Origin of the sequence: Elioraea tepidiphila DSM 17972, from assembly GCF_000378465.1 — a bacterium.
Lineage (GTDB): Bacteria > Pseudomonadota > Alphaproteobacteria > Acetobacterales > Acetobacteraceae > Elioraea > Elioraea tepidiphila.
The window spans coordinates 79,529-95,562 of record NZ_KB899921.1 but is presented as its reverse complement, the minus strand read 5'-3'; the positions used below and the strand labels follow the sequence as shown (position 1 = coordinate 95,562).

The 16,034-nt window shown below is 69.4% G+C and carries 13 protein-coding genes and 1 pseudogene; 9 read left to right on the top strand and 5 right to left on the bottom strand.

Annotated elements, in window-relative coordinates:
* Positions 1-187: 187 nt before the first annotated feature.
* From phnE (F563_RS0111035) to F563_RS0111015, 5 genes are all read right to left on the bottom strand, one after another.
* Complete coding sequence (gene phnE, locus F563_RS0111035; RefSeq protein WP_019014737.1) at positions 188-1,018, bottom strand: phosphonate ABC transporter, permease protein PhnE; 831 nt, start codon at positions 1,016-1,018, stop codon at positions 188-190.
* Positions 1,015-1,905, bottom strand: a complete 891-nt coding sequence (gene phnE / locus F563_RS0111030; protein WP_019014736.1) for a phosphonate ABC transporter, permease protein PhnE — start codon at positions 1,903-1,905, stop codon at positions 1,015-1,017. Before phnE (F563_RS0111030) ends, phnE (F563_RS0111035) begins: the two co-directional genes overlap by 4 nt.
* A gap of 1 nt (position 1,906) precedes the next feature.
* Positions 1,907-2,824, bottom strand: coding sequence for a phosphate/phosphite/phosphonate ABC transporter substrate-binding protein (gene phnD / locus F563_RS0111025; protein ID WP_019014735.1), 918 nt, complete (start codon positions 2,822-2,824; stop codon positions 1,907-1,909).
* Positions 2,825-2,937: 113 nt separating this feature from the next.
* Complete coding sequence (locus F563_RS0111020; protein WP_019014734.1) at positions 2,938-3,918, bottom strand: 2-dehydropantoate 2-reductase; 981 nt, start codon at positions 3,916-3,918, stop codon at positions 2,938-2,940.
* Positions 3,918-5,432 carry an acyl--CoA ligase gene (locus F563_RS0111015; RefSeq protein WP_019014733.1) on the bottom strand — a complete coding sequence of 505 codons (1,515 nt, stop codon included), beginning with the start codon at positions 5,430-5,432 and terminating at the stop codon, positions 3,918-3,920. The genes F563_RS0111020 and F563_RS0111015 overlap by 1 nt, the downstream gene beginning before the upstream one ends.
* A gap of 244 nt (positions 5,433-5,676) precedes the next feature.
* Here F563_RS0111015 and F563_RS0111010 point away from each other — a divergent pair, with 244 nt between their 5' ends.
* The 9 genes and pseudogenes from F563_RS0111010 (at position 5,677) to F563_RS0110970 (ending at position 16,034) form a co-directional block, all read left to right on the top strand.
* Positions 5,677-6,684: a Bug family tripartite tricarboxylate transporter substrate binding protein gene (locus F563_RS0111010; RefSeq protein ID WP_019014732.1), complete on the top strand. Its 1,008-nt coding sequence runs from the start codon at positions 5,677-5,679 to the stop codon at positions 6,682-6,684.
* Between the two features lie 47 nt (positions 6,685-6,731).
* Positions 6,732-7,220, top strand: a complete 489-nt coding sequence (locus F563_RS0111005; RefSeq protein WP_019014731.1) for a tripartite tricarboxylate transporter TctB family protein — start codon at positions 6,732-6,734, stop codon at positions 7,218-7,220.
* Position 7,221: 1 nt separating this feature from the next.
* The gene (locus tag F563_RS0111000) at positions 7,222-8,724 is read left to right on the top strand and encodes a tripartite tricarboxylate transporter permease (protein ID WP_019014730.1); all 1,503 of its coding nucleotides are present in this window, start codon (positions 7,222-7,224) and stop codon (positions 8,722-8,724) included.
* A 75-nt stretch (positions 8,725-8,799) separates the two neighbouring features.
* Entirely contained in the window at positions 8,800-9,996 is a 1,197-nt protein-coding gene (locus F563_RS0110995; RefSeq protein WP_019014729.1) for an MFS transporter, read from the top strand.
* A gap of 10 nt (positions 9,997-10,006) precedes the next feature.
* Positions 10,007-11,410 carry a dihydropyrimidinase gene (gene hydA, locus F563_RS0110990; protein ID WP_019014728.1) on the top strand — a complete coding sequence of 468 codons (1,404 nt, stop codon included), beginning with the start codon at positions 10,007-10,009 and terminating at the stop codon, positions 11,408-11,410.
* A 101-nt stretch (positions 11,411-11,511) separates the two neighbouring features.
* Positions 11,512-12,795 (top strand): annotated as a pseudogene (hisD, locus tag F563_RS22310) (histidinol dehydrogenase).
* A 39-nt stretch (positions 12,796-12,834) separates the two neighbouring features.
* A complete protein-coding gene (locus tag F563_RS0110980; RefSeq protein ID WP_019014725.1) occupies positions 12,835-14,208 on the top strand; it encodes an ABC transporter substrate-binding protein in 1,374 nt (457 codons plus the stop codon).
* 48 nt (positions 14,209-14,256) lie between these two features.
* A complete protein-coding gene (locus F563_RS22305) occupies positions 14,257-15,150 on the top strand; it encodes a carbohydrate ABC transporter permease (RefSeq protein ID WP_019014724.1) in 894 nt (297 codons plus the stop codon).
* Positions 15,147-16,034 carry a carbohydrate ABC transporter permease gene (locus F563_RS0110970; protein WP_019014723.1) on the top strand — a complete coding sequence of 296 codons (888 nt, stop codon included), beginning with the start codon at positions 15,147-15,149 and terminating at the stop codon, positions 16,032-16,034. The genes F563_RS22305 and F563_RS0110970 overlap by 4 nt, the downstream gene beginning before the upstream one ends.

Genomic DNA, 16,034 nt, shown 5'->3' with positions numbered 1-16,034 from the left:
GCCGTTCTCCCTGCCCTTAGCGCCATGCCGCTCCCGAAGGGATGATCGTTGCGTGACACTCATGCCAGCCTGGCGAAGGTTTCTCCCTCGCCAGGCTGGCATGAACGGTTTCGTTCGCGCGTGGCCGCCCCACCAGCCCCACGCGCAATACCCGGCTGCCGAAGGTCGAGCCTTCGGCAGCCGGGTATCAGGCCGCAATGATCCGCCTGCGCAGCCGTCCCGAGATCCAGTCGATCACGGCGACCGCCACCAGGATCAGCAGGATGATGAAGGCGACCTCCTGCCAGTCGTCGAGCCGGATGCGCTCGGCGAGCTGAAGCCCGATGCCGCCTGCGCCGACCACGCCGAGGATGGTCGCCGAGCGCGTGTTGCTCTCGAAGAAATAGAGCACGTGCGACAGCATCACCGGCAGCACCTGCGGCAGGATGCCGAAGCGCGCGCGTTCGACGCCGTTCGCCCCCGCTGCTTCGATGCCCTCGACCTGGCGCTTCTCGACGTTCTCGATCGCCTCGGCGAACAGCTTCGCGAGGGTGCCGGTGTCCGGCACGGCAAGGGCCAGGATGCCGGCGAACGGCCCCATGCCGACCGCGGCGACGAACACGATCGCCCAGATCAGGCTGTCGATGCCGCGCAGCCCGTCGAACAGCCGGCGCAGGCCGAAATGGAACAGCCGCACCGGCAGGACGTTGCGCGCGCCGAGGAAGCCGAGCGGCAGGGCGGCAAACGCGGCGAGCAGCGTGCCCATGAACGCCATCGCCAGCGTCTCGGCCAGGCCGTGCAGCATCTGGTCGAGATGGCCGCCATGCGCGGGCGGGATCATGAAGCGGACGAGGAAGCCGAGCTTGCCGAGGCCGGCGACGAACACATCCCAGCCCGGCAGGACGCGCCAGAGCCCGAGGGCCAGCACGGCGAGGAAGACGGTCCAGATCAGCGCGAGTCGGCGCCGCTCGGCCGTGCTGCGCCGGAACACGCGCGGATGCGCTTCCCGGATCGCCGCGAGATCGGCCGCCCCGATCATCGCGTCGCCCGCGCGGGCCCCGCCTCGATCAGGCCGTGACGCAGCCGCTCGCAGCCCATGTCGATCAGCGACACGGTGATGAGGATCAGCAGCACGATCGCGCTGATGTCGGAATAGAGGAAGCGCCGCACGACCAGGTAGAGCTCCTCGCCGATGCCGCCCGCGCCGACGATGCCGAGCACGCTCGCCGCGCGCACGTTGATCTCGAAGCGCAGCAGGCCATAGCTCAGGAAGTTCGGCAGCACCTGCGGCAGCACCGCGAAGCGCATCGTCTCGGTCCAACCCGCACCGGCGGCGGCGAGCGCGTCGATCGGGCGCGGATCGGCGTTCTCGTTCACCTCCGCGAACAGCTTGCCCAGCGCCCCGGCGGAGTGGATCGCGATCGCGAGCACCCCGGCGAAAGGGCCCGGCCCGAAGGCAAAGACGAAGATCAGGGCGAAGACGAGCTCGGGCACGGTGCGGGCGAACTCGAAGCCGCGCCGCGCGAGCCAGAACGACCACCGGGTCGGCGCGAGATTGGCCGCGGCGTGGAAGCAGAACAGCAGCGCCACGGCCGTGCCCGCGAGCGTGCCGACGAAGCCCATCAGCACGGTATCGAGCATCAGCAGCAGCCAGATATCGATCGCCCAATACCACTCGCCGATGTCGGTGAGCGGCTGGCGCGCCGAGATCTCCGGCAGCGTGCGGTGTACATAGTCGAGGATGTTGGGCACGCCGGCCGCGAAACGCCCCGGATCGACCTCGCCCACGATCGCGGAGGCGCCGAAGGCGAGCGCAAACAGCAGGGCGCCAAGCCCGGTCGTCAGCGCCTTCCGCCGGCGCAGATCCCGATGGCGCGTCTCGAACAGGGCGACGGCATCGCCGCCGCCCGCAACCGCGATCGCCACGTCAGGTGCGACGCTGGCGGCGCAGCCGGTCGAGCTCCTCGGTGATCGCGATCATGTCGAGGTAGTCCTCGTGCGTGCGGCGCACCAGACCGCGCGACTGGCCGCTTGTCAGCGCGTTCCAAGCCTCGGGGTTCGCCCCGGGCAAGGCCATGAGCGTCTCGACGTAGAGGTCCTTCAGCCCCTGCGGCAGATTCGTGCGCATCACGAAAGGGCTGTTCGGTATGAGCGGGCTCTTCCAGACGACCCGCCACTGGCCGGGCGGGATCATCCCCTTCTCCTCCATGCGCTGCGGATTGCTGCGCTGCTCGTTGGTCCACCAGGTGGCAACGGCGTCATAGCTGCCGTTCAGCAGGCCGATCACGCTCTGCTCGTGATTGCCCGAGAAGGAGGTGCGCGAGAAGAACGCGCCGGGATCGACGCCTTCGCGGCGCAGGTAGAACATCGGCGCAGCGTAGCCCGAGGCGCTGTTCGGGTCGGCCCAGGCGAAGGACCGGCCGCGCAGATCGGCGAGCGACCGGTACGGCGCATCGGTGCGCACGATGATCACCGAGTGGTAGCCGGCCCCGCCCTGGAGGTCGGTGCCGGATGCGACCGGCACGATCTTCTCGCCGGCGACGCGGCGCGCGAGCGCATAGGCGGCCGGGCCGAGATAGCCGAACTCGGCCTGGTCGGCGCGCAGTGCCTCGACGGTGGCGGCGTAGTCGGTGGCGCGGAACACGCGGAACGGCACGCCGAGCGCCTCGGTGAAGTGGCGCGAGAAGGGCTCGAAGCGGACGAGCACATCGCGCTCGTTCTCCGAGCTGATCATGGCGAAGCGGAGTTCGCGGAACCCGCCGCGCCAGTCGGCCTGCGCGACCGCGGTGAAGGGGGCGAGGGCGGCACCGGCGAGCACGGCGCGGCGGCGGAGCACGGGGATCATCGGCGACTCCTCGGCAAGGTCGGGAGCCGAGGGCTTAGCAACCTACCGTTGCGTTGCCATGACAACCCGGTGACGTCTCGATGACCCCTCCGGCTGCCTGGGCCATCAAGGCGCTACGGATAGCATCCAGCGGCGCGCGCCCGCGCGCGCACGAGTGCGAGCACGGTCCGGCAGGTCGGCGCCGGCAGGTCCAGCATCTCCGCGAACTCCACCACCACACCGAGCAGCGCGTCGATCTCCATCGGCCGGCCGCGCTCCAGGTCCTGGAGCATCGAGGTGCGATGCGCGCCGACCTCGGCCGCACCGGCGATCCGCTTGTCCACATCGATCCCGAAACGGATGCCCAGCGCTTCGCCGATCGCCTGCGCCTCGACCATCATCGCCCGGCACACCGCGCGCAGCTCGGGCTCGCCGGTCAGCACGTCGAGCGTCTGCAGGGTCAGTGCCGAGACCGGGTTGAAGGTCAGGTTGCCCCAGAGCTTCACCCAGATCTCGTCGCGGATGCGCGGCCGTACCGGCGCCTTGAACCCGGCCGCGATCAGCGCCTGCGAGAGCAGGTTCGCGCGCTCGCTGCGCGACCCGTCCGGCTCGCCGAGCGAGAACCGGTCGCCGTAGCCGTGCTCGATCACGCCGGGCTCGACCACCTCCGCGGCCGGATAGACGATGCAGCCGATCGCGCGTTCGGGGGGCAGGGCACGGAGCAGTTTCCCGCCCGGATCGACCGACTCGACGGTGCGACCATCGAACGGGCCGCCATGCTTGTGGAAGTACCACCACGGGATGCCGTTCACCGCCGAGACGATCGCGGTCTCGGGACCGAGCAGGGGCTGCATCGCCTCGGCCACACCGGGGAGCGAATGCGCCTTGAGTGTGATCACCACGTAGTCCTGCGGGCCGGCCTCGGCGGCGGTGGCGGCGCAGCGCGGGCGCGTGACGATCTCCTCGCCTCCGGACCGGAGCCTGAGCCCGTGCGCCTGCATCGCCGCCAGATGCGGCCCGCGCGCGACCACCGTCACCTCGGCCTCGCCCTTCGCGGCCAGGCGCGCGGCCATCAGCCCGCCGATCGCGCCGGCGCCGAAGATGCAGATGCGCATCAGCCGACGAGACCCAGCTTCTCGGCGAGCCCGATGCGCTGGAGCTTGCCCGTCGCCCCCTTCGGAATCTCGGCGAGGAACACCACCTTGCGCGGCACCTTGAAGTCGGCGAGGTGCTGGGCGGCGAAGTCGCGCAGCCCGTGCTCGGTGAGCTCCGCGCCGTCGCGCAGCACGATCGCGGCCCCCACCTCCTCGCCGAGCTTCGGGTGCGGGATCGCGAAGGTGACGGCCTGGGCGACGGCCGGGTGGGCGGAGAGCACGCCGTCCACCTCCAGCGGGCTCACCTTCTCGCCGCCGCGGTTGATCAGCTCCTTCAGCCGCCCCGTGAGCGTCAGGTAGCCCTCCGCGTCGAACCCGCCCTGATCGCCGGTACGGAACCAGCCATTCGTGAAGGCCTTCGCGTTCGCCTCCGGATTGTTCTCGTAGCCCTTCGTCACGTTCGGGCCGCGGATCACCACCTCGCCGATCGCCCCCTGCGGCAGCAGCGTTCCGGCCTCGTCCATGATCGCGATCTCGGGGCCCGCGGCGATGCCGACCGATCCCGGCTTGCGCGGGCCGGCGAGCGGGTTGGACGCCATCTGGTGCGAGGCCTCGGTCATGCCGTAGCTCTCGACCAGCGGCGCGTTGAAGGTCTTCTCCAGCGCCAGCATCACCGGGCCCGGCAGCGAGGCGGAGGAGGAGCGCAGGAAGCGCAGCTTCGCGCGCGCGATGATCTCGGCGTTGCGCTCGGCACGCGCGAGGATCGCCTGGTGCATGGTCGGCACGGCGGTGAGCCAGGTGGGCCGCTCCTCGTCGAGCCAGCGGAAGATGCGCAGCGCATCGAAGCCGGGCGTGCAGATCACCGCGCTGCCGGCGGCGAGCGAAGCCAGGGTTGCCGCCATCAGCCCGTGGATGTGGAACAGCGGCATGATGTTCAGGCAGGCATCCCCCGGCGTCAGCGCGAGCGTCGTGCGGATGTTGCCTGCCGAGGCGCAGACATTGCCGTGGGTCAGCGGCACGATCTTCGGCCGGGCGGTGGTGCCGGAGGTGTGCAGCACGAGTGCGATGTCGTCCGTGCCGGCCGGGCCCGGGCTGGCCGCTGCGCCGGGCGTCCCGCCTTCAAGCGTGAAGTCGCCGGCGGCCTCGCCGGGCACGAGGTCGAGCACGGGGATGCCGAGCCGGGCGGCCACCGCGCGCGCGGGCGTCTCCGCCCCCTTGAGCACCACCAGCGCCTTCGCCTTCAGGTCGTCGAGATAGAACGCGAACTCCTCGTCGCGGTAGGCGGGGTTGAGCGGCGCGGTGGTGGCGCCACAGGCGATGGCGACGAACGACGCGGCCATTTCGGGACCGTTCGGCAGCACGATCGCCACGCGGTCATTGCGGCCGACGCCGATGCGGTTGAGCGCCGCGACGGTACGGTCGGCGAGCGCACGCAGGTCCGCGAACGCCAGGGGCGGCCGGCCGGGGGCGCGGATCGCCGGATGGGTCGCAGCACCGGTGGCCAGCAGATCATGGAGCGTGTGGAACGGTTGCATCGGCACCCCTTGTCGCAGGCGGCGGAGTATGGCGCGCGAGGCGGCGGCGTAAAGGGCGCCCGGCCAGCGCCCGGACGGGCTCCCTGCCACCCCGTTTGTGACATGATCATTCGCTTCGCCTCGGCTCAACGACATATATTTTCATTGACAGCGCCACATTCGCAACTCCATATCGGCCGTCAATGGCGCGGAACAAGCGCCGGCGAAGGTGACGGAAGGCAGACCTGGGACCTGGAGACCCTGCATGCCGACTGTCGCCCGTCGCATCGTGTTTGCCGCCGCTTTCGCCTCTGCCGCTGTCGCGGTGCCGACCGCGCCCACATCGGCGCAGGCCACCTGGGAGCCCACGCGGCCGGTCCAGTTCCTCGTCCCCGCCGGGACCGGCGGAGGCGCCGACCAGATGGCGCGCACGATCCAGGGCATCGTGTCCAAGCACGAACTGATGCGCCAGCCGATCGTCGTCACCAACAAGGGCGGCGGCGCCGGCGCCGAGGCGTTCCTCGAGGTGAAGAACAGCCGCGGCAATCCCCACGTCCTGGTGATCACGCTGTCGAACCTGTTCACCACCCCGCTCGCGACCGGCGTGCCGGTGTCGTGGCGCGACATGACGCCGGTGAAGATGCTGGCGCTCGACGAGTTCGTGCTGTGGGTGCACGCCGAGAGCCCGTGGCACACCGTCAGCGACTTCATCGGCGCGGCCAAGAGCCAGCGGTTGCGCATGGGCGGCACGGGCTCGCGCCAGGAGGACCACATCATCACCGCCGCGATCACGCGCGCCACCGGGGCGCAGTTCACCTACGTGCCGTTCCGCGGCGGCGGCGAGGTCGCGACTCAGCTCGTCGGCCGGCATGTGGACGCCACGGTGAACAACCCGATCGAGGCGGTGGCGCACTGGCGCGCCGGCACGCTGCGGCCGCTCTGCGTGTTCGACAGCCAGCGCCTGCCCGTCACCGAGAAGATGACCGCGACCATGGCATGGAGCGATATCCCGACCTGCAAGGAGGCGGGGCTCGATGTCGAGTACCTCATGCTCCGCGGCATCTTCATGCCGCCGGGCGTGCCCGAAGCAGCGGTGGCGTTCTACATCGGCCTGCTCGACCGCGTGCGTGCGACACCGGAATGGCAGGAGCTGATGCGCAACGGCGCGTTCAACACCACGACCATGATCGGCGCGGACTACGCCCGGTGGGTCGAGCGCGAGGAGGAGCGTCATCGCAGCCTGATGGCCGAGGCCGGGTTCCTCGCGCGCTGACCGATCCGACCCGCATCACCGGCCGATTGCATCCGTGAGCCTTGCCGATGGCTGATCACCGGGGCGGCGTGCGCGCGCGGACCGCCGAGCTCGTCGCCGCGGCCGCGATCGCGGCCCTGGGCGCCCTCGTGGTCGCCGATGCCTACCGGATCGGCATCGCCTGGGACCTCGACGGGCCGCAATCCGGCACCTTCCCGTTCTGGACCGGCATCATCATGATCACGGCGAGCCTCGTTACCTTCACCTTTGCCGCGTTCGGCCGCTCGCGGGTGCTGTTCGCGAGCAGCCAGGAGCTCGCGAGCGTGGCGCGGCTGTTCGTTCCTGCATGCATGTTCGTCGCCGGGGTGCTGGTGATCGGGCTCTACCTGCCGGCGGCGGCGCTGGTCGCCTGGTTCATGGCCGTGATCGGCGGCTACCGCCTGACCACGGCCGCGCTGAGCGGGCTCGCCGCATCCGGCGTGATCTTCGTCGTGTTCGAGGCCTGGTTCCTGGTCGCACTGCCGAAGGGACCGGTCGAGGCGCTGCTCGGCTACTGAGATGGAGAACCTTGACGCGCTTTTTGCCGGGTTCGCGGTGGCGCTGGTTCCCGGAAACCTGGGGCTGATGGTGCTGGGGGTGATGCTCGGCATCGTCATCGGCGTGCTGCCGGGCCTCGGCGGCGCGAACGGCATCGCGATCCTGCTGCCGCTTACCTTCGCGATGCCGCCGGTGAGCGCGATCATCATGCTCTCCTGCATCTACTGGGGCGCGCTGTTCGGCGGAGCGATCACCTCGATCCTGTTCAACATCCCGGGCGAGCCCTGGTCGGTCGCGACCACCTTCGACGGCTACCCGATGGCGCAGCAGGGCCGCGCGGCCGAGGCGCTGACGGCCGCCTTCACCTCGTCCTTCGTCGGCGCGCTGTTCGCGATCCTGATGATCACCGCGATCGCGCCGCTGATCGCCGCCTTCGCGCTGCGGTTCGGCCCGCCCGAGTTCTTCGCCGTGATGTTCCTCTCCTTCGCCTCCTTCGTCGGGCTGACCCAGGGCTCGGCGTGGAAGACGCTCGCGGCGATGATGGCCGGGTTCCTGATGGCCTGCGTCGGCCTGGACACGGTCACCGGGCAGCTTCGCCTCACCTTCGGCTCGACGGAACTGCTGCGCGGGATCGACTTCCTGGTCGCGGTGATCGGCCTTTTCGGCATCAGCGAGATCATGATCGCGATGGAGGAAGGCCTCGCCTTCCGCGGCGCCACGGCGCGGATCGACCCGAAGGTGGTCTCGCAGGTGTGGAAGGCGCTGCCGCGCCACTGGGCGATCGCGCTCCGCTCCTGCGTGATCGGGTGCTGGATGGGGGTGACGCCGGCCGGGGCGACGCCGGCCTCGTTCATGTCCTACGGCATGGCGCGCCGGCTTTCGAAGGACGGACCCACGTTCGGCACCGGCCGGATCGAGGGCGTGATCGCGCCCGAAGTCGCGAACAACGCCGCCGGTGTGGCCGCGCTGCTGCCCATGCTCGCCCTCGGCGTGCCAGGCTCGCCGACCGCGGCGGTGCTGCTGGGTGGGTTGGTGATGTGGGGGCTCCAGCCCGGGCCGATGCTGTTCATCGAGCAGAAGGAGTTCGTCTGGGGCCTCGTCGCCTCGATGTATCTCGGCAATCTGGCGAGCCTCGTTGTGGTGATGGCGCTGGTGCCGTGGTTCGCGGCGATCCTGCGCATTCCCTTCGCGATCATCGCGCCCCTGATCCTGATCGCCTGCGCGATCGGCGCCTTCACGGTGAACAACGCGGCGTTCGACCTCGTGCTGATGCTGGTCTTCGGCGTGGTCGGCTACGTGATGAAGAAGCTCGACTATCCGCTGGCGCCGATGGTGCTGGCGCTGGTGCTGGGGAACCGCACCGAGCAGTCGTTCCGCCAGTCGCTGCTGCTGAGCGACGGCTCGCTCGGCGTGTTCTTCGGCAACTGGCTGGTCGGCTCGATCATGGCGGTCGGGTTCCTGATGCTGTTCTGGCCGATGCTGGGGCGGCTGCGCGCCGCCGTGCTGGCGCGGCTCTCGCGCTGACGTTTCGGCGGCGGCCGAACCGCCCACCCTGCGGGGAGGGTGGCCGGGCGGTCCCATCCGGCCTAGGCTGGCACCATGGATGCCCAGACCCGCACCATCGTCTTCATCAACGCGGCGCATACGCTGACGCACTACGCGCTGCTGATCCTGCCGACCGCCGTGCTGGCGATGGGCGGAGCCTTCCCGGGGCTGGACTACGGTGCGATCGTCACGCTGGGCACGGCGATGTTCGCGATCTACGGGCTCGGCTCGCTGCCGGTGGGGTGGCTGGCGGAGCGCTACGGCGCCCGGGCGATGATGGCCGCGTTCTTCGTCGGCACCGGGGCGGCTCTGGTCGCCTCGGGACTCGCGGTGACGCCGATCACCTTCGCGGTCGCGCTCGGGCTCGTCGGCGCGTTCCTGGCGATCTACCACCCGGTCGGGACGGCGCTGCTGGTGGATGTCGCCGGTCCCGGCGTGGGTCGTGCGATCGGCATCAACGGCGTCTTCGGCAATCTCGGCGTCTCGCTCGCGCCGCTGCTGACGGGCGTCATCGTCGCGGCCTTCGGCTGGCGCGCGGGCTTCGTGCTGCCCGGTGCGGTGTGTCTCGCGATCGGGGTCGCGTATCTGCGCACGCCCGCCTCGGTGACGGCGGCGGCCCGGCGCGAGGGCGCGGTGTTCCCCGACATCCCGCGCGCGACCGCGATCAAGGCGTTCATCGTGTTGACCGCCATCGCGGTGACGAACGGGCTGATGTTCAACGCGATCACCATCCTGCTGCCGAAGCTGCTGGAGGAGCGACTCGCGGGCAGCGCCGATGCGCTTGCCTTCATCGGACTGATCGCCTTCGCGGTGTCGATCTGCGGCGCGGTGACGCAATTCACGGTCGGACGCCTGGCGGACCGGATCAGCCTGCGCGCGCTGTTCCTTGGTCTTGCGGCAAGCCAGATGCCGCTGGTGCTCGGGCTCACGCTGACGACGGGCTGGCTGACCGTGCCATTGGCCGCCGCGACCATCGCGACGATCTTCGGCCAGGTGACGGTGAACGACGCGATGCTCGCGCGCACCGTGCCGCCGGCGCTGCGTGCGCGTGCCTATGCGGTGCGGTTCTTCGTCGGCTTCATCGGCGCGGCAACAGCCTCGCCACTGGTCGGGATGCTGCATGCGCGCACCGGTGACATGCAGGCGGTGCTGTGGACGCTCGCGGTGGTGGGCTTGCTGACGGCCGGCTTCGCCGTGCTGTTCCCGCGCCTGACCACGGCGACGGTGCCGCGGCCCGCGGCGGCGGAGTGAGGAAGATGCGATGACGTTCGATCTGGTGGTGCGCGGCGGCACGGTGGTGACCGCCGCGGAGCAGGTGCGCGCCGATGTCGGCGTGAAGGACGGGCGGATCGTCGCCCTCGCCGAATCGCTGGACGGTGCGGCACGCACCATCGACGCCGGCGGGCTGCTGGTGATGCCGGGCGGCGTGGACACGCATTGCCACATCGAGCAGCTCGAAGCGAACGGCACGGTGCACGAGGACAGTTTCGTCACCGCCTCGCGCAGCGCCTTCGCCGGCGGCACCACCACCGCGATCTGCTTCGCGAGCCAGTTCAAGGGCCATCCGATCGGGCCGACGCTGGACGCCTACCGCCGCCGTGCCCGCGCCGCGCTGATGGACTACAGCTTCCATCAGATCATCACCGACCCGACCGATCAGGTGATCGAGCACGAACTGCCGGCGATCGTGGCGGCAGGCATCCGCAGCTTCAAGGTGTTCCTCACCTACGATCCGCTGCACGTGGACGACGCCCAGTATCTGCGCGTGCTCGCGGCCGCACGGAAGCTCGGCGCCTTCGTGACCGTGCATTGCGAGAACTACCAGGCGATCCGGTTCATGACCGAGGCGCTGCTCGCGCGGGGCATGACCGCGCCCAAGTACCACGCCTGGTCGCGCCCGCCGGTGGTGGAACGCGAGGCGACGCATCGGGCGATTGCGCTTGCCGAGCTGCTGGACCAGCCGATCCAGGTGTTCCACGTCTCCTGTGCCGAGGCGGCGGAGGAGATCGCGCGGGCGCAGGCGCGTGGCGTGAAGGTGTGGGGCGAGACCTGCACGCAGTATCTCACGCTCACCGCCCAGCACATGGACCGGCCCGGCTTCGAGGGGGCGAAGTTCATGTGCAGCCCCTCGCCGCGCGACGCGCCGGAGCACGAGCGTGTCTGGGCGATGGTCAAGCGCGGCGTGCTGGACGTGATCAGCTCCGATCACTGCGGTTACTCCTACGAAGGGAGCGCCGGCAAGGGCCAGAACGGGCGCGATGCAACCTTCCGCGACATCCCGAACGGTATCCCCGGCCTCGCCGCGCGGCTGCCGATCGTGTTCAGCGAAGGGGTGTCGAAGGGGCGCATCACGCCCTCCAAGTTCGTCGCCCTGACCGCGACCAACCCGGCGCGCCTGTTCGGGCTCGCCCCGCGCAAGGGCTCGATCGCGGTCGGCGCCGATGCCGATCTCGCGCTCTGGGACCCGACCAAACGCGTGACGATCACCAACGCGCTGATGCAGCACGCGATCGACTACACGCCCTACGAGGGGCTTGAGGTCACCGGCTGGCCGGTCGCGACGATCCGCCGCGGCGAGGTGGTGATGCAGGACGGGCGCGTGCAGGCCGAGGAGAGGTCGGGGAGAGGTCGGGGAGGTTCCTGCCACGCGGCCCCTATGCGCTGACTCAGGGACGCGGCGTGTTCGCCAACGGGTTCGATCCGGTCGGTTGACGGGAGCGCGGCGCCGTCCCTAGGCTTCACGCCGAAGCGAAGGGGGAGAACGTCGTGGCGCGCAGCTACCTGAAGCGGGCCGAGCCGCGCACACCGGCCGATCGGCGCGCGCTCGAGGATCGGGTGCGCGAGATTCTCGACGACATTGCCGCCAACCGCGACGACGCCGTGCGCCGCTACGCCCGCCAGTTCGACAAGTGGCAGAGCGCCACGTTCCGCGTCGCCGACGACACGATCCGCGCGGTCGAGCGCGCGCTGCCCGAGACCTTCAAGGAGGATTTCGCCTACGCGCACGCGAAGGTCACGGGATTCGCGCAGGCCCAACGCGAGTCCATCCAGGAATTCGAGACCGAGATCGAACCGGGCATCACGCTCGGCCAGAAGCTGATCCCGGTGGCGAAGGTCGGCTGCTACATCCCCGGCGGCAAGTATCCGCTGATCTCGGCCGCGATCATGTCGGTGGCGACCGCGCGCGTCGCCGGCGTGGGCCACATCATCGGCGCCGCCCCGCCGCGCGACGCGGACGGCATCTATCCGCAGACGCTCTACGCGCTGCACAAGTCCGGCGCGGACGAAATCTACTGCATCGGCGGCGTGCAGGCGCTCGCCGCGATGGCCTATGGCTGCGTCGGCATGACCCCGCGGGATCTCATCACCGGCCCCGGCAACGCGTTCGTCGCCGAGGCGAAGCGGCAGCTCTTCGGCACGGTCGGCATCGACCTGCTCGCCGGCCCCACCGAGATCCTGGTGATCGCCGACGAGACCGCCGATCCCGCACTGGTCGCGACCGACCTGCTGGGACAGGCCGAGCACGGGCCCGACAGCCCGGCCTAGCTGGTCACCACGTCGCGCCGTTTCGGAGAGCAGGTGCTGGCTGAGATCGCGCTGCAACTGAAGACGCTGCCGACCGCAGCGATCGCCGGCAAGGCGTGGGAGGCGCTCGGCGAGATCATCGTCGTCGACAGCGACGAGGAGGCGGTCGCGGTCAGCGACGAGTACGCCCCCGAGCACCTCGAAGTGCAGACCGCGCGCGACGACTGGTACCTGGCGAAGCTGACCAACTACGGCAGCCTGTTCGTCGGCGAGCAATCGACCGTCGCCTATGGCGACAAGGGGGTCGGCACCAACCACACCCTGCCGACCGGGCGCGCCGCGCGCTACACGGGCGGGCTCTGGGTCGGCAAGTTCATCAAGACCGTGACGTGGCAGCGCCTCTCCGACGATGCCTCGCGCCGGATCGCGCCGATCATGGGCCGCATCTGCCACGAGGAGGGTATGCTGGCGCACGAGAAGACGGCCGATGTGCGCTTCGCCCGCTACGCGCCGAAGAACGTATAACGCAACGACGGGCCGGAGCCCGCGACCGAGGAGGAAACCATGACCACAACGTCACGCCTGTCCGCGACCCGCCGCCGCCTGCTGCAAGGTGCGGGCGGCGCCGCCCTTGCCGCCGGGCTCGCCGCCCCCGCGATCGCGCAAAGCGCACCCCGCGTCGCCCGCGTCTGGGGCGAGCCCGGCCCCTATGGCGGCGTGTTCGTGCAGGGCATGAACGAATGGGCGCAGCGCAACAACGCCAATGTCCGCTTCGAGGTGGAGCAGATCCCCTGGGATGGCGTCACCGTGAAGCTCACCACCGATCTCGCCGCGCGCCGCCCGCCCGCGCTGATCAGCGTGGAAAGCCCGATCGCCTATCAGCTCGCGGCCGAAGGCCTGCTGGAGCCGGTCGATGACGTGAACACCGCGATCCGCGCCAAGGAACGCCTGGTGGACGGCTTCACGCTCGAGCAGTTCGGAGGCTGGAAGGGCACGAACTACGCCGTGCCGGTGCACCATCAGCCCTGTCTGCTGATCGTGCAGCAGGACATCATCAACGAGCTCGGGCTCGGCAATCCAGCCGAATGGACCTGGGACCGCTTCGCCGACGCGGCGAAGGCGATCTCGGAGAAGAAGCCCGGCATGGCGGGCTACACGATGGCGCTCGGGCGCAATCTCTGCGCCGACTACCACATCACCCAGCTGATCTGGCAGGCGGGCGGCATGACCTGGGATCCGACAGCCGGGTTCCGCACCGTGTTCGACAGCCCCGCGACCGTCGAGGCGTTCGAGTTCATCAGGCGCATCAACGCCTACATGCCGCGCGCGGCCGTGGAATTCAGCTTCCTTCAGGTCGTCGACCAGCACGTCACCGGGCGCACCGGCATGTCGGCCTATTGGGGCCGCACCATGGGCCGCGCGGCGGAGGAGGCGCCGGCCATCTTCCAGAACATGGAGTACTACCTGAACCCCGCCCATCCGCGCACCGGCGGGCGGTGGTCCTGGACCGACATCAATGGCTGGATCATCCCCGCGCGCGACAACCCCTTCATCCGCGAGACCAAGGAGGCCGTCGCCTACGTCTCGAACAGCGTCGACTGGATGGTGCGCTACAGCCAGAGCCTGATGCCCAACGTGGGCCCGGTGTTCAAGGACGTCGCGAGCGCGCCGGCGATGCTCGCGCATCCGTTCTATCAGACCAAGAAGCGCAGCCTTGGGGTGATCTTCGAGCAGTCCGTCCCGCATGCCTGCAACACGGGGCTGGAGCTGAAGAAGGGCGTCAATCCGCTGGCCGGCTTCGCGCATGGCCGCTCCGTCTGGGCGCAGGCGGTGCAGCGGATGATCCTGAACAACGAGGCGCCCAAGGCCGCGGTCGAGTGGGGCCATCGCCAATTCGAATCGATCCGGCGTGACAACCAGCGCCTGCTCGCCGGCTGAGGGAGGCGCGGGGGCGGACCTGTTCCGCCCCCGCCGGTGTCTCGCGTGATGCGGTACCGCCTGTCCGACCGTCAGGTCGGCATCCTGTTCATGCTGCCCTTCCTGGTCACCGCCGCGGCGTTCATCGTCTGGCCGGTGGCGGAGGCGATCCGGCTCGCCTTCTACCAGTACAACCCGCTGCGCCCGGATGATCTGTTCTGGGTCGGTCTCGACAATTTCGAACGCATCCTCGACGACCCGCTGTTCTGGGAGAGCTTCCACCAGGCGCTGGTCTGGACCGGCTGGTCGATCCTGTTCCAGACCGTGCTCGGCGTGGGGCTGGCGATGCTCCTGCACACCGCGCTGCCGGGCATTGCGGTGTTCCGCGGCCTGCTGCTGTTCCCCTACATCGTGCCGACCGTGGTGATTGCGCTGAACTGGCGCTGGATCTTCAACTCCGAGATCGGGATCGTTAATCACGCGCTGCTGCGGCTCGGTCTGATCTCGGAGAACATCGCCTGGCTGGCCACCCCCGACATGGCGATGGCCTCCGCGATCCTGCTGAACGTGTGGAAATACACGCCCTTCGTGATCATCTGCGTGCTCGCCCGGCTCCAGACAATCCCGACCGAACTCTACGACGCCGCGAAGGTGGACGGTGCGGGGGCGATGCGGCGCTTCCTCGACATCACGTTGCCGATGCTGAAGGAGGTGCTGGTGGTGGTGATCGTGTTCCGCACGATCTGGACCTTCAACAAGTTCGAGGAGATCTATCTGCTCACCCGTGGCGGGCCCGGCACCTCGACCTTCAATCTCGCCGTCTACGCGTTCGAGGAGGGGATGGCCAATCTGCGCCTCGGCGTGGCGGCGGCGACGGGCGTGATCATGATCGTGCTGCTGCTGGTCGGCACGATCGTCTATGTGCGCGTCTCGGGCTTCGGACGCGAGGAGAAGCCGGTATGACGGCGAAGGAGGTGGCGGGCCGCATCGCCCTCTACGCGCTGCTCGCCGCGGTGACGTTCCTGGTCTGCTTCCCGCTGATCTGGGCGTTCTTCACGTCGATGAAGCCCAAGGACGAGATCTTCCTCTGGCCGCCCACGCTCTGGCCCGAGACCTGGACGCTCGCGAACTACCGCGCGCTCCTGGAAGGCAAGGATGCCTATTTCCAGGCGGGCGCCGCCTCGGGCACGGCCGTGCCGCCCTCGGCCTTCTTCCTCGACTGGTTCATCAACTCGGTGATCGTCACCATCGGCACCACGATCATCAGCACCGTGGTGTCCACGCTCGCGGCCTATTCGCTCACCCGCTTCCGCTTCCCGGGCCAGCGTTCGGTGCCCTACCTCGCGCTGATCGGCTACATGGTGCCCTCGATCATCTTCGTCTTCCCGATGTTCCTGGTCATGGTCGAGCTCCGCCTGACCGACACGCTGCTCTCGCTCATCCTGGGCTATGTCTGCATCACGCTCCCGTTCTGCATGTGGCTGATGTGGGCGTTCTTCCGCGGTGTGCCGATCGAGATCGAGGAGGCGGCGCTGGTGGATGGCGCCTCGCGGCTGCGCGTGTTCTGGGAGATCGTGCTGCCGACCGCGTGGCCGGGGATCGTCGCCGCGGCGATCTTCACCCTGATCGTCTCGTGGAACGACTACCTGTTCGGGCGCGTGTTCATGAACTCGATGGAGAACCTGCCGCTGACCGTGGGCGTGATGCACTTCTTCGACGGCACGCATGTGGACTGGGGCCTGATGATGGCCTCCTCGGTGCTGATGACGGTGCCGATGGCGCTGCTGTTCATGGCCTTGCAGCGGCATCTGGTGGCGGGATTCGGCGCCGGCGCGGTGAAGGGCTGA